General features: G+C 55.8%; 12 protein-coding genes. 5 read left to right on the forward strand and 7 right to left on the reverse strand.

What is annotated here, in order from left to right:
* Positions 1-350: 350 nt before the first annotated feature.
* The 7 genes from C8D77_RS31705 to ehuB are packed head-to-tail and all read right to left on the reverse strand — an operon-like array spanning position 351 to position 5,838.
* A complete protein-coding gene (locus C8D77_RS31705; RefSeq protein WP_170136875.1) occupies positions 351-1,130 on the reverse strand; it encodes an NAD(P)-binding domain-containing protein in 780 nt (259 codons plus the stop codon).
* A 34-nt stretch (positions 1,131-1,164) separates the two neighbouring features.
* Entirely contained in the window at positions 1,165-1,926 is a 762-nt protein-coding gene (locus C8D77_RS31710) for a GntR family transcriptional regulator (RefSeq protein ID WP_109671416.1), read from the reverse strand.
* Between the two features lie 44 nt (positions 1,927-1,970).
* Positions 1,971-2,789 (reverse strand): aspartate dehydrogenase, encoded by an 819-nt coding sequence (locus C8D77_RS31715; RefSeq protein WP_109671417.1) that lies wholly within the window; start codon positions 2,787-2,789, stop codon positions 1,971-1,973.
* A complete protein-coding gene (ehuA, locus tag C8D77_RS31720) occupies positions 2,789-3,604 on the reverse strand; it encodes an ectoine/hydroxyectoine ABC transporter ATP-binding protein EhuA (RefSeq protein WP_109671462.1) in 816 nt (271 codons plus the stop codon). Before ehuA ends, C8D77_RS31715 begins: the two co-directional genes overlap by 1 nt.
* Positions 3,604-4,269 (reverse strand): ectoine/hydroxyectoine ABC transporter permease subunit EhuD, encoded by a 666-nt coding sequence (gene ehuD / locus C8D77_RS31725; protein ID WP_109671418.1) that lies wholly within the window; start codon positions 4,267-4,269, stop codon positions 3,604-3,606. Before ehuD ends, ehuA begins: the two co-directional genes overlap by 1 nt.
* A gap of 3 nt (positions 4,270-4,272) precedes the next feature.
* Complete coding sequence (gene ehuC / locus C8D77_RS31730; RefSeq protein ID WP_109671419.1) at positions 4,273-4,938, reverse strand: ectoine/hydroxyectoine ABC transporter permease subunit EhuC; 666 nt, start codon at positions 4,936-4,938, stop codon at positions 4,273-4,275.
* A gap of 60 nt (positions 4,939-4,998) precedes the next feature.
* A complete protein-coding gene (ehuB, locus tag C8D77_RS31735) occupies positions 4,999-5,838 on the reverse strand; it encodes an ectoine/hydroxyectoine ABC transporter substrate-binding protein EhuB (RefSeq protein WP_245951933.1) in 840 nt (279 codons plus the stop codon).
* A gap of 221 nt (positions 5,839-6,059) precedes the next feature.
* On the opposite strand from ehuB, the gene C8D77_RS31740 reads away from it, so the two are divergent.
* From C8D77_RS31740 to C8D77_RS38885, 5 genes are all read left to right on the forward strand, one after another.
* Positions 6,060-7,217 carry a M24 family metallopeptidase gene (locus C8D77_RS31740; RefSeq protein WP_109671420.1) on the forward strand — a complete coding sequence of 386 codons (1,158 nt, stop codon included), beginning with the start codon at positions 6,060-6,062 and terminating at the stop codon, positions 7,215-7,217.
* Positions 7,218-7,495: 278 nt separating this feature from the next.
* Entirely contained in the window at positions 7,496-8,902 is a 1,407-nt protein-coding gene (locus tag C8D77_RS31750; protein ID WP_109671422.1) for an amidase, read from the forward strand.
* A 185-nt stretch (positions 8,903-9,087) separates the two neighbouring features.
* Entirely contained in the window at positions 9,088-10,323 is a 1,236-nt protein-coding gene (locus C8D77_RS31755) for an FAD-dependent oxidoreductase (protein ID WP_245951934.1), read from the forward strand.
* A 19-nt stretch (positions 10,324-10,342) separates the two neighbouring features.
* Complete coding sequence (locus C8D77_RS31760; RefSeq protein WP_245951940.1) at positions 10,343-10,609, forward strand: sarcosine oxidase subunit delta; 267 nt, start codon at positions 10,343-10,345, stop codon at positions 10,607-10,609.
* Positions 10,606-13,491 (forward strand): 2Fe-2S iron-sulfur cluster-binding protein, encoded by a 2,886-nt coding sequence (locus tag C8D77_RS38885; RefSeq protein WP_109671424.1) that lies wholly within the window; start codon positions 10,606-10,608, stop codon positions 13,489-13,491. Before C8D77_RS31760 ends, C8D77_RS38885 begins: the two co-directional genes overlap by 4 nt.

Consider the following 13,491-nt stretch of genomic DNA (forward strand, 5'->3'; position numbering starts at 1 on the left):
AACGGCCATCCGCAGAGCCAGATCGAGGAACTCATGCCCTGGCGATTCCGGAAAACGTCAAGCCCAAATCCATAGGCGATCGGCAAGGCGCTTACTAACGGAAGCGCCTTGGGCCGCAATAACGGACAAACCAATTGGACAGGTGTTGCCTAGGCGGTTACGCCGGCGCAGCTTGAGTATCCGCGAAACGGGATGGAGAGGACCCGAAATCCTCGTCCCGAGCGATCTGACTATCAGCTTAAAAGTGCGGTTCTCAACTCTCTGGTAAGTTGCCTGAGCCAGCCCAATGTACGATAATCCTCCTCGGGCAACTGCCTTTCGTCGAACAATTACTTCAGCTCCGCCCGTGACTAGGTCAGCAAGTTCCGCCTTCGGAAGACGATATCGAGAGCCTCCAACCAAGGCAGAGCGGCTCGCCTCTCGGCGAGGTGCTCCAGCCCCACTTTTGTGTAGGTACCTTCCGTCGCGATCCCGTCAGAAACGACCTCAAGTGGGACATCCTGCCGCGCCAGCGCGTAGCCAGTCGCTCCCGCAACATTCCCTGCCACAATTAGCCGGGCATGGGCCGGCGTGAGCCCGCGCTCCAAGAACCAACCTTCAAGCGTGGCGAGAAAACGGTACGTCCACCCAGCGAGGCAAGCACCGAACATCGCAAGTTCGAATTGATCTTCGGTATCGAACGTCACGACCTCACCTGCATAATTCAACACCGCGTCGAGGCCGTGAGACGCAGGAAAAACCGGAATAATGCCATCGTTGATCGTATCAATGTAGCTCGACGGCATGATGCGCACCACCGATATGCCTTTGCCCGTTGCTGCCCTCAATTCTGCGATGGTGACGCCGGCGACGGCCGAAATTAATACCTGCTCTGGACGCATAGCCAGACTGGGCAACGCATTGGCAAGCTGTTCGGGCCGCACCGCCAAAAGGATCCAGTCGGCTTTGGCGAACATGCTCGCATCATCCGCGGCTACCGTGCAGTCGTGGGTGGTGGCAAGCCGCTCTGCCTTAACTCGGCTATAGGGCGAGAGAAGAATTCGACCGCCAAACCCACCCCTTCGCAGGGCGGCAATTAAGTAGGCGGAGAAGTCGCCGGTTCCAATAAACCCAATTGTCGGCATGTTCATATGGTGACTCCAATATCGAATGCCGCCCGAGCTTTCAAAATTCCGACCGGTTTGCGCTAGCTGCCTCCATGGCGTCGAGCCTGGATAACACCATCGCCAGATGGGACTTATGAACCGTCGCGACCAGACGTACATCCCGAAGCTCCAGGCTTCTTCGTATCACGCGCAGCTCATCGATAAGGTCTTCCACCTGCTGCCGAAAATCCATTTTCTCAAGAAGCAGGAACCAAAATCTAGCTGACTGGAAGAAAAGGATATCGTTGAAGTCCCTCAGAGGGCCATTGCTACTCAAGCCATGCAGAACTTTATGCAGTCGGATAATGATTTCGGCAAATTGCCTTTTATCCTTCATATCTAATAGATGTCGACAGGTTTGCTCCAAGTCTTGGATTTCGCAAAGGATATCGTCTGTCACGGGAAGAGGTGAAGACTCGGCCATAGCGTCCATCAATCGCATCCGAACGATGTATATATCGCGCATAGTGCTCAGATCGATCGATGTGACTTCAGTTCCGTTGCCGTGCTGGCTTACGATCAGACCGTCGTACTCCAGGCGTTGCAAGACTGTGCGAAGGGGGGTCCGACTGACACCAAATTCCGATGCGAGCTCCCTCTCATTGAGCCGGCTACCTGGCTGATAGTCGAGCAGGCATATTCGGCGCCGTAATTCGAGGTATATTTCCTGTTTGCTCATTTTTCCGGCGGGTTGCCTCTCGCCGTCCATAACCCCGTCTTTGTCTTCAGGAGCAGTCAAGGTGGTTTCGTTCGTTGGTACCAGGGAGCCGTGGCGTGTCATCGCTAGCTTTCTCTAAGCTGCAGCAGGGTATGAACGGCATCGAGTCACGTTCCAACGCGCAAAATCGAGTTCATTTGACGTAAGTACGCGATTACGCTCTGCGCGGTGATACGCCCTGTAGCCGGGTTCTCGTCGCTTGGGCGGTTCTGTATCGACATGGAAAAGTTCGAACTGTCGGATTCCACATCTACGTTGTGGGTGTTGAACATTAGACTAGGATCTGCCCAAATCTCCATCTGCGTTCGGTCCGGTCCGAGACCCGCCAGGCTTAGAGCAGCAGCGACATTCACGTTGGCGGGGAATTCCTTCGCCACGTCGCTCACGGTGCCTCTTAAAACGCAAACTGCTTCTTTAAGACTTTCCAAGTTCAACCCGTTGCGAACGACATAAGGTGCGGTTGCAAGGCTCCTTGGCGGTTTGCGGGTGCGGATCTTCACCTTGCGGATCTCACCAACTGCCGCGGCTTTGATGGCGTCGAGCCCAAGCATCGCCCCGGATGGGACCACAATTCGCCCTCCCATGCGGCGCGCCAACTCCACCAGATCTTCTCGACCGAGCAACTGGCTCGCTGACATAGCTATCAGGGTCTTGCCGGCGCTCAGGACTGGCAGCGCGATAGCGTCGAACATCTGTGGCGGGAGACCCTCCAAAACTGTATCACACTCTCTAGCCAAATCTTCAAACGAGAGGCAGGACACACGACTGTTCAAAGTGGCATTGAACTCTGCGGCCCGATTTTGGCTGCGGGCCGAGATAGCCACCAGTTCGCACCCAACTATTTCCCCCCGATCCAATGCGCGTGCCACGGACGAGCCTATGGCGCCAATCCCAGCTATTCCAATTCTGACAGGAGTCCCGACCATCAATCTGCCGCTTTGACTGCGCTCAAAAATTGTTGCGTTCGTTTGCTTTTGGGATTGGAAAACAGTTCAGCAGGACTGTCTTGTTCTTCAATCTTTCCACCATAGAAAAAGCAGACGCGATCGGAAATATCACGAGCAAAACCCATTTGATGGGTCACCATAAGCATCGTCAGCCTGTGCTTGAACACCAAATCCTTAATCACATTCGTGACTTCGCCAATTACCTCGGGATCAAGGGCCGAGGTAACTTCATCAAACAACATAACCTTGGGCCGCATCGCCAGGGCGCGGGCAATCGCCACGCGCTGTTGTTGGCCACCCGAAAGCCGGGAGGGATGTTGGTCCTTCTTGTCGATCATGCCAACCATCAGGAGAAGCTCTTCGGCACGTTCTCGAGCCTCGCGGCGCGAGAGACCCAACACTAAGACCGGCCCCTCCATACAGTTCTGTAGCGCCGTCATGTGGGGAAACAAGTTGAAATGCTGGAAGCACATTCCTATCGAGGAGCGTGCTTTTCGCAGGTACTTTGCATCTGCCCGCACCAGTACGCCGTTTTTTGGCATGTGGGTGAGGGGTTTGCCATCCACATAGATGACGCCGCCGTTGATCGTCTCAAGGGTCATCAGCATGCGCAGCACCGTCGTCTTGCCGGATCCCGACGGGCCAATGATGCTCACCATCTCACTTGGTGCGACGTCCAAGTTCAGGTTGTCCAGAACGATAAGGTCGCCATAGCTCTTACGGACCTTCATGAACCGTACCATCGGTATGTCTGGACCGACGAGCTCGAGGGGATATGACGAGAGATCTTCCATCATTGCATTCCTAACTTACGGCGAACGGTCGCTTCAAACCAACGAATGGCGCGCGCGGCGGTCAGTGAGATAACCAGGAAGATAACGCCCACCATCGTGTAAGGCTCAAGGTAGCGATAGTTTTGCCCGCCTACGGCGTTTGCTGCCTGCATCAATTCGGCAACACCAATTACAGATAGCATAGGCGTATCTTTGAAAATGCTGACCAAGTAGTTTCCCATCCCAGCAATTGAAGGGGGAAGAGCTTGCGGCAAAACAATACGCCTATAGGTCTGCATCGTCGTTAGATTGATGGCCGTGCATGCTTCCCATTGCCCCTTCGGGACCGACTCAATGCCACCCCGATAAACTTCAGAGAGATAGGCAGCATAGTGCAGGCCGATGGCGATCATGCCTGCCACCCAAGGGCTCAGAAAAATCCCGTATTCTGGCCCGACGTAATACACAAAGAAGATCTGCAGGACGAGGGGAGTTGAGCGGATGAACTCGACGATTTCCCGGGTAATATACGTCAAAATACGCAACGGTGTTCGCTGAGCAAGTGCAAACAAGAGACCAATGACAACGGCAATGGCGTATCCCATGCCCGCAGCCAGAAGAGTATTGCCCGTAGCCCAAAGCATCTTGGGCAGGATTTCGGCTGTGAATGCGAAGTCCCACTGCATCGCTCAAGCCCTTCCTATCCGCCGAGCCATGATGCGCTCGGTCCAGCGCATGCAAGGCGTGATGAGAAATCGAGAGAAGACGTAGTAGATGATCAGGGCTGTTCCAAAAGTCCACGTAGAGAGATAAGTTGAACTGTTCAGCTGACGCGCCTCAAACATAAGATCAGGAACTGCTATCAGCGCCACCAGCGCGGTGCTTTTGAGCAGCTCGACCACCAAGTTTCCCCAGGCCGGCAGCATAATTACAAAGGCCTGCGGGATGATAATCTTTCGCATTTGTTGGGCTGGCGACATCGACAATGCGTAAGATGCCTCCCACTGACCGCGCGGCACCGACTGTATGGCGCCCCGAACCAGCTCGGCGCCGTAGGCGCCAAGGTTCAGGCCGACTGCAAGAAATCCGGTAAGAAAATTATCCAATGTGATGCCAAACAGCGGCAACACGTAAAACAACCAAAAAAGCTGGACCAGCAGTGAGGTGCCGCGAAAAAACTCGACGTAGCCTACTGCGGCTCTCCTCACAACCGGGTTTGAAGACAGCATCATCAGGCCGAAGAGGTTGGCCACTAATACGGCCAGCCCCAAGGAGCAAAGGAATTGGATGGCGGTCACGAGCGCGCCGTCTACAAACCGGCTACCATAATCCGCAAGGAACGAGGTGTATGTCATAGGAGCTCGCTTCGGCAATGCTGACGAGCTGCCTCACGCAGCTCGCCAGCCAACTCATTGTTACCGATTGGCGCAGATCCATTCGCTTTTTGCATCGCCCGGAAGCTGAGCTTTCGTGTATTGAAACTTCCCGACTGCCTCAAGCATTTCCGGCGAACCGAGGTACTTTGCCTGGGCCTCGTTGTACGCCTTCAGAAAGTCCTTGTCCTCAGGCTTGAATGCAATCGCTACCCAATTATTCGTCCAATCGGGTAGAGCGGCCGGGTCAGTCACTTCGATTTCGTCGGATGCGCTAGCGGCCAGATTTTTGGCGTCGAAATAGTTACTAGCTCCGGCGTCCGCTCGGCCCGCGCGAACGGCAGCAAGCAGTTCAGTGGGGCCTGGCACCTGCATAATTTTGCTTTCAGGGACTCCTTCCTTAAGGGCCTCGTCAACATTGACGTAGCCGGACACAGTCACCATCGTTGCGTCCTTCTCCTTAATGTCCTTATAGTTCTGAATCCCCTTCGGGTTGCCTTTTTTGACAATAAACGCGTTGCCAAATTTCCCCATTGGTTCGGCAAAAGCGACGTTCTTGCAACGCTTGCCGGTGATGTACATTCCGCCGGTGATAATGTCGAAGCGCCCTGCCTGAAGCCCCGGTATCAAGCCACCCCAATCGGTCACGACCGGCTCGATATTAGTGTACCCCATAGACTTTAGGACGCCGACCGCCAGTGCGTTCGCGAATCCCAGCGGTTCGTTTTTATCCCCCGGATAAGCCCATGGGATTTCATGAGCGAAACCAATGCGTATTGGTTTTCCCGCTTTAGCGCTGTCCGTCAGTCCGTCAGCTTGAGCGACGCCGATAAATAGAGCAGCAGTCGCGGCGATTGCAGCCAAGATAGCTTTCATTTTCATCCGTTCCCTCTGTTTTTGGGTTTATGCAAAATTGCCTGAGAGGTATACCATTGTCCCAGAGGGGCCGCAAGGGGATGTTCCTGCTCGTCGCAATTTTCCGCTAAATTGGGGCCTATTGCGTCGACCCTAGAAAATTGCCCTTGTCATTTTTCTCGAGTGGCGGTACCAGAGGTATACCTATCTGCAATGTTGCAAACTGGATACAGCACCTGAGGGCGTCCATGACCTACCTTTCACCCTTTCCAAAAGATGAGCTTGATCGTCGCATATCGAACGCGCGTAAGGCGCTCACAGAGAACAACCTTGATGGCATCTTGATTGCCGTTCCTGAGAACATTTATTATCTCACCGGGCTTGATCACTGGGGATTCTTCGCGGCGCATGTGCTCGTTCTGAATCAAAGTGGAGAAATGGGCCTCTGCTGCCGCGCGATGGAGCAGATAACGGTAGAGAACCAGGTCCGGAACGCCCGGTTCTACGGGCACAAGGATCACGAAGAGCTTTCAGACTACGTCCATCAGGCCATCAAAGACCTGGGTCTGTCGGGTGGCCGCGTCGGGATCGAAAAGCGTAGCCTTTTCCTTACAGCGCGACACGCTGAGCGCATTCAAGACGACCGTTCCGGCGTAAGTTGGGTGGACGCTTCCGGGATTCTTGACGACCTACGTCTTGTGAAGTCCCCGCTCGAAATGGAATACACACGGAAAGCGGCCCACGCCGTTGATCTAGGTACATTGGCTGCGGTCGACGCGGTGCGCGACGGCGCAACCGACTACGAAGTTGCCGCGGCTTGTCACAGCAAGATGATCTTAGAGGGAAGCGAGTATCCCGGTTTTGGCCCATTCATTCGTCCGACTAGTCGGCTAGGTGAAGAACATACCACCTGGCGTGGCGAGGTGTTCCGAAACGGCGATGCAGTTTTCCTTGAAACCTGCGCTTCATATCGCAAGTACCAATCTCCGATGGGCCGGCTTGTCTATGTCGGTAGCGCGCCGAAGGGTGTCGAGGAGTCTGCCGAGCTTGCAATTCGCGGCATGAAGGCAATTTGCGAAGCCCTTCGGCCGGGCGCGAAAGCAGGTGATGCCTATGAGGCCTGGCACGAAGTGGCAGCGAGCGCGGGCCTCGTCGACTACCACCGTCATCACTGCGGCTACCTCGTCGGGATTGGCTTTCCTCCGAGCTGGACAGGCGGCTCCATGGTCACCAGCCTTTTCCCGAAGTCGACCCGTAAGATAGAAGTCGGCATGGTCGTCCATGCACATTCCTGGTTCACCAACACGAAAGTCGCGGACTATTTCATTTCCAACACTGTGATGGTGACCGAGAACGGTGGGGAGATCCTCACAAACAAAACACCCGAAACTCTGATCATTCGCTGATTACCATGGGCCGTCACTGGCGACCCTAGTTGCGCAGAACGCTCTTCGCGATCGTTGTTCGAGGATTCTCATGCAGAAACTCACAAAAGCTACGCTAACCGGCATATGCACCCAGATGGCATCGCATTGTTGGTCAGACGACGAAATAAACGAATTGGTCGATCCCCAACTGGGGATCATCACCGGGTTTCAGGATCTCCTGAATGAGCTTGAGCAGCTGAGGAAAATCGACTTGGGGACCACGCCACCGGCTATGAGCGTCCAAGGTGCAGACAGGCATGAGTAACGATATCGCATTTCAGAGCGTCAAGACCCTGAGGTCGATGCTTCAGCGCGGTGAGGTAACCCCGGTCGAGCTTGTGGATACATTCGCCGAGAGGATCGAACGACACAATCCACAATCAAAGGCTTTCATCACGACGACGATTGATACTGCGCGAGAAAAGGCGTCGCGGCTCACGCGTGATGATTTGACCGGCTCCTCGTTCGCCGGAATTCCCTATGCCTCGAAGGATTTGTTCGACGTGCAGGGTGTTCGAACGTCCGCCGGGTCGCGGGTCTTCCACGACAGGATTGCCAAAAAGGATGCGTTTGCAATCGCCAAGTTGCGGGCAGCCCAGGCGCTTAGTCTTGGCAAGACGAACCTGCATGAATTCGCATACGGCGCAACGGGCGAAAACGAGGTTTATGGGACAGCCGTCAACGCTTACGATCCGACGCGTCTCGCGGGTGGCTCGTCGAGCGGCTCCGCGGCCGCGGTGGCTTTTGGTCTCGTGCCGGCAGCACTTGGAACGGACACCGGTGGCTCCGTCCGAGCGCCCGCTGCGTTGAACGGGCTTGTCGGCTTTAAGCCTACGATCGGGCGGGTCCCCACTTCGGGGGTGGTGCCGTATTGCTGGACGCTGGATCACGTCGGGTTGATGACGCGCACGATTGCGGACTGCGCCGATCTGCTGAGCATCGTGTCGGGCTACGATCCCAGCGATCCCGCTTCAGTCAATCGGCCCGTTGAAAATTACCCTGAAGCGCTTGATCAGGACGTCTCAGGATTGCGCGTCGGTATTCCGACCAACTTCTACTACGAGCGTGCTGACGACGAAATCCTGGAGGCGATTGAACGTGTAAAAGAGTATCTTGTCGCAAACGGCGCAAAGCTTGTGCCGGTGACATTTCCGGATATGGAACATAGCCGTACAGTCTCGCTCACCGTGCAGATGCCTGAAGCGCTCAGCGCGCATTCCGCTTATTTGCAGGAGCGCGGCGACCTTTATTCCGCGGATTTCCGTGCTGGTTTGGCGTTGGGACAGTGCATTCTGGCGGAGCACTATGTCAAAGCGAAGCGGTTCATCGAGATCTACCGACAGCAGACGAATAGGCTTTTTGACCAAGTCGATCTGATCCTTACCCCGGCGACGCCCGAAATCGCCCAGAAAGTGGGCACCGTCAAGGTGACACGAAACGGGGTAAACGAAGCGATCGGCAACGCGATCACCCGGTTCACGACATTCTTCAATATGACCGGTCACCCGGCGCTGACAATGCCATGCGCGATGCATACGCAGGGTCTCCCGATCGCACTGCAATTGGTGGGCCCGTATTTTGACGAGATGACTGTCTTGCGTGCCGCACACGCAATTGAGCGAAGCGACCAGTTCTCAATTCCGCTACCGAAAGTAGACGCCTGAAATGGCACATACGTCCCCAAGATATGCCTTCTCACGACGTTTTGCCGAACCTGGAAGGGCGGCGCGGATGCGTATCGCATCGCGTGTGATTGGACCCCGCTTTGACCAAACGACGGTATTGGCATCGCTCCTGCAAGCGAGCAAAGCGCCCATTTCCCGGCCGCGCTCCTAGAGGGAGAAATTTGGTGTTTGCGCTTCTAAAGTACGGCTTTTCAAGACGTTATCCCGAACGCAATGAGATACCGCGCACTCCAGATCTGCGATCCCACTACGACGTCGTCATCATCGGCGGCGGTGGTCACGGAGCCTCATTGGCTTACCACCTGGCGAAGCACCATGGGATTACCAACGTTGCGATTCTGGAGAAGGGCTATCTTGGAGGCGGGAACACCGCGCGCAACACCACGGTGATCCGCTCCAACTACACGGATCAGCGCTCGATACGGTTCTATGCGAAGGCCCTGAGACTTTACGAGTCCCTGGCCAATGAGCTCGACTACAACATGATGTATTCGCGCCGGGGGCAGCTCACGTTGTCCCACTCGGACGGAGTTTCGCGATCGCTTCGCCTGCGCGCCGACGCCGGCGACTTTTGTGGTGAGGCTAACGAGATTGTTGATCGCCAGCAGATCAGAAGCTTGGTCCCCTCGCTCAATCTCGATATCAAGGGTATGCCGGTCCTTTGCGGTCTTTGGCACCCAAGCGCAGCCATCGCGCGTCACGACGCAGTCGTATGGGGATATGCTATCCGCGCGTGTGAGCGTGGGGTCGAGCTTCATCAAAGGACGGAAGTTCTGGGGATGGAAGTCTCCGGAGATAGAGTCACGCGCCTGCGCACAAATCGCGGTGATGTTTCAGCCGGGACCGTGGTGCAGTGCGTCGCCGGGTACTCCTCAGTCGTAGCAAAGATGGTCGGTTTGAAGCTGCCGATCCGCAGCTATCCACTCCAGGCAATGGTGACGCATCCTGTCAAACCCTTCCTTAATCCGATGGTGTCGTCAACCGCTCTGCATTGCTACGTTTCGCAATCGGCGAGAGGCGAACTCGTCATCGGAGGCGGCTCGGACCCATACGAGCTCTACAACACTCGCTCGACACTGGAGCTCAAGGAAGGTCTTGCTGCTTCGGCATTGGAAATGTTCCCGTTCATTGGAGAACTCAAGATCTTGCGCCAGTGGGCCGGGATCACCGATATGACGCCGGATTACAGCCCGATCATGGGTCAGGGTCCGCTCTCGAACTATTGGCTGGACGCAGGTTGGGGCACCTGGGGTTTCAAGGCGACCCCGGCCAGCGGATTCTTCTTAGCGAAGGCCATTTCGGAAAACCGCATTGCTGACGAAATCAGGCCATTTCAGTTGAGCCGGTTCCACAGTTTCGATCTGGTCAATGAGATGGGCGCTACCGCTGCAAGCCATTGAGGACCCTAACGTGAAGTTGATGACATGCCCTCTGAACGGGCCACGCAACATAACCGAGTTCCAGTGCCATGGAGAGGTGCATCGGCAACCTGAGCCATCCGGCGCGAGCGACCACGAGTGGGCCGAGTACGTCTGGATGTCCAACAATACAGCGGGCGTCGTGCGTGAGTGGTGGTGTCACACACCGACAAACTTCTGGTTCCTTGCGGAACGGAACACAGTGACCGATGAGATTCTGGCGACATTTCCTGTACCGGCAGATGGACCTTTGGGAGAAGCGTCATGACTAGCGCGACGCCACGCAAGGGGCTGCTAATCGACGCATCGAGAAAACTCAAGTTCACGTTCGACGGGCGAGAGTATGAAGGCTTAGCCGGGGATACAATCGCGTCGGCGCTTGCGGCTAACGGCGAATGGATATTGTCACGGTCATTCAAGTACCACCGACCACGCGGTATCCTGACCATGGCCGCTCAAGACGCGAACACCCTTGTCCAGATCGGAAACGAGGTAAGCGTCTTTGCCGATCGTCATCCTATATCGGACGGTCTGGCGGTACGGGCCCAAAATGTTGGCAATTCGGCACGCAGGGATAGCGGGTTCGTCATGAACAGGCTTTCGCGCTTCATGCCGGTCGGATTTTACTATCGAACCTTCTATAAGCCCAAAGGAATATGGGAAAAGGTGTGGGAGCCCATCATTAGGGCCAAAGCTGGGCTGGGTAAGCTCGACGTCACAAAACCCACCGAAGGGTACTACGACAAGGCCTATGGTTGGTACGACGTGGTCGTCGTCGGAGCAGGGCCCGCCGGTATGGCGGCGGCGATTGCCGCGGCTGATGCGGGCGCATCAGTCTTGCTGGTGGACGAGAACCCACGGATAGGCGGGGCGCTGAACTATGCGCGACTGGCAAGCGAAAGGGACCTTGTCAACGAGGTCAGGGGCCACAGCAAAATCGAGATCTGGACCGACGCGATCTGCAATGCGTGGTATGCTGATAACTGGCTGCCGGTAATTCGCGGTAACCGACTATACAAGCTGCGGGCCAAACAGGTCATTTTCGCGACCGGGCTCATAGAGCAGCCATCACAGTTTCGAAACAACGATTTGCCCGGCATCATGCAGGGTTCGGCGGCTCAGCGGCTCATTCGGCTGTTCGGTGTAAAGCCTGGCAATCGTGCAGTCATACTCGCTGCCAACGATGACGCATATGGCGTGGCGCTTGACCTTTTTGAAGCCGGCGTCGACCTGGCGGCAATTTGCGATCTCCGTAAGGCCGGCCACTGCGGACCATTGCGTTCGGAGCTAACGCAACGAAAGGTCTCGATTCTGGATGGATGGTGCCTCTATGAGGCACGACCGGAAAAGGGGGATTTGCACGTCCGTGGGGTGGAGCTTGCCGAAATTGATGCGGAGGGCACTGCAGGCAAACGGCGCCGAAAGATCGATTGTGACCTGGTCTGCATGTCCGTCGGCTATGTTCCCGCCTATCAGCTGCCACTGCAAGCGGGTGGCAAGCTCGCTTACGATGATGAGGCCGTGCAGTTCACTATCGATGGGCAGGACAAAGGCGTTCTGCTTGCCGGATCCGTCGACGGATTTTTCGACCTGGACGATTGCGTAGCTCATGGCGCGGCTCAGGGCTTAGCGGCCGCGATCAATTGCGGCTATCAGAGCAAACGTCGGCCCGCGCTTCCGGCTCGGGATCGAGGTTTCCCAAATCATCCTTGCCCGATCTTCCCGCATCCGAAGGGAATGGACTTTGTCGACTTTGACGAAGACCTTCAGGTCAAGGACATCAAGAACGCCATTGCGGACGGGTATCGCGAGCTCGAACTCGTAAAGCGGTTTTCGACCGTCGGCATGGGGCCAAGTCAAGGCCGGCATGCTGCTCTGGCGACTGCAATGCTCGTATCGAAATACACAAATCGGACAATAAGTGAGGTTGGCGTCACAACCGCCCGGCCGCCGGTCACAACGGAAAAAATCGCGACTTTGGCGGGTCGAAAGTTCACGCCATTTCGCCAAACACCGATGCATGAACAGCATAGCGCTCAAGGAGCAGCATGGCTGCTTGCGGGAAATTGGCTGCGCCCCGCCTACTATGGTCATGAACGCGATGCCAAGAGGCTCATTGGCGAGGAGGTTGTGAACGCAAGAAACAACGTGGGCATGATCGATGTTTCGACTTTGGGTGGGTTAGATGTGCGGGGGCCCGATGCGGCCGAATTTCTAAATCGAATGTACACGTTTGCCTATGTGAAGCTGCTCGTTGGCAAGACCCGCTACCTGCTTATGACTAATGAGGCGGGCACGGTCATTGATGACGGTGTCGCGTGTCGGCGCGGCGAAAACTATTTCTACGTCACCGCGACCACCACCGGCGTGGATAGAATATACCGCAACATGCTGTGGTGGAACGCCCAGTGGAGCCTCGACGTGGATATAGCGAATGTCACGGCCGCTTATGCGGGGGTCAACCTGGCAGGACCCAACGCCCGCAAGGTACTTGCACAACTTTGCGATGACATTGCCTTGTCGCCGCAAGACTTTCCATACCTGGCTTACCGTGAAGGGACGGTAGCGAGCATCCCTGCTCGAGTATTTCGAGTGGGTTTCATCGGCGAGCTTGGTTACGAAATACATGTGCCCTCACGCTTCGCATCAGAACTCTGGCGCGCGATTGGGGAGGCGGGCAAGGCTTTCGGTATTCGCCCGTTTGGTCTTGAAGCCCAGAGGCTCATGCGCCTCGAGAAGGGGCACGTAATAATCGGCCAGGACACTGACGGCATGACCACGCCCGAAGAGCTGGATATGAGCTGGGCGGTAGCCAACTCCAAGCCGTTTTTCGTTGGAAAGCGCAGTTTAGAAATTCGGAGCAAGACATTGTCGAGCCGCAAACTTGTCGGGTTTGCCCTCGATCGGATGCCCACGGCTGGGCTCCAGGAGTCTAATCTGGTTGTGAAGAATGGTTCCATGGCAGGGTTCATCACCTCAATCGCTTTTTCGCCGACTTTGGGAAAAGTCATCGGTCTGGCCTATGCCGACCGCTCGGACGCCGATCTTGGAAGCCGAATTGTGCTGCGTGCAAGTGACGGAAGCGAGCACCATGCGCAAGTTGCGTCTCCTCATTTCTACGATCCCGAAAACCTGCGGCAGGAGATGTAA

The sequence above is a fragment of the Mesorhizobium loti genome, assembly GCF_003148495.1.
Classification (GTDB): Bacteria; Pseudomonadota; Alphaproteobacteria; order Rhizobiales; family Rhizobiaceae; genus Mesorhizobium; species Mesorhizobium loti.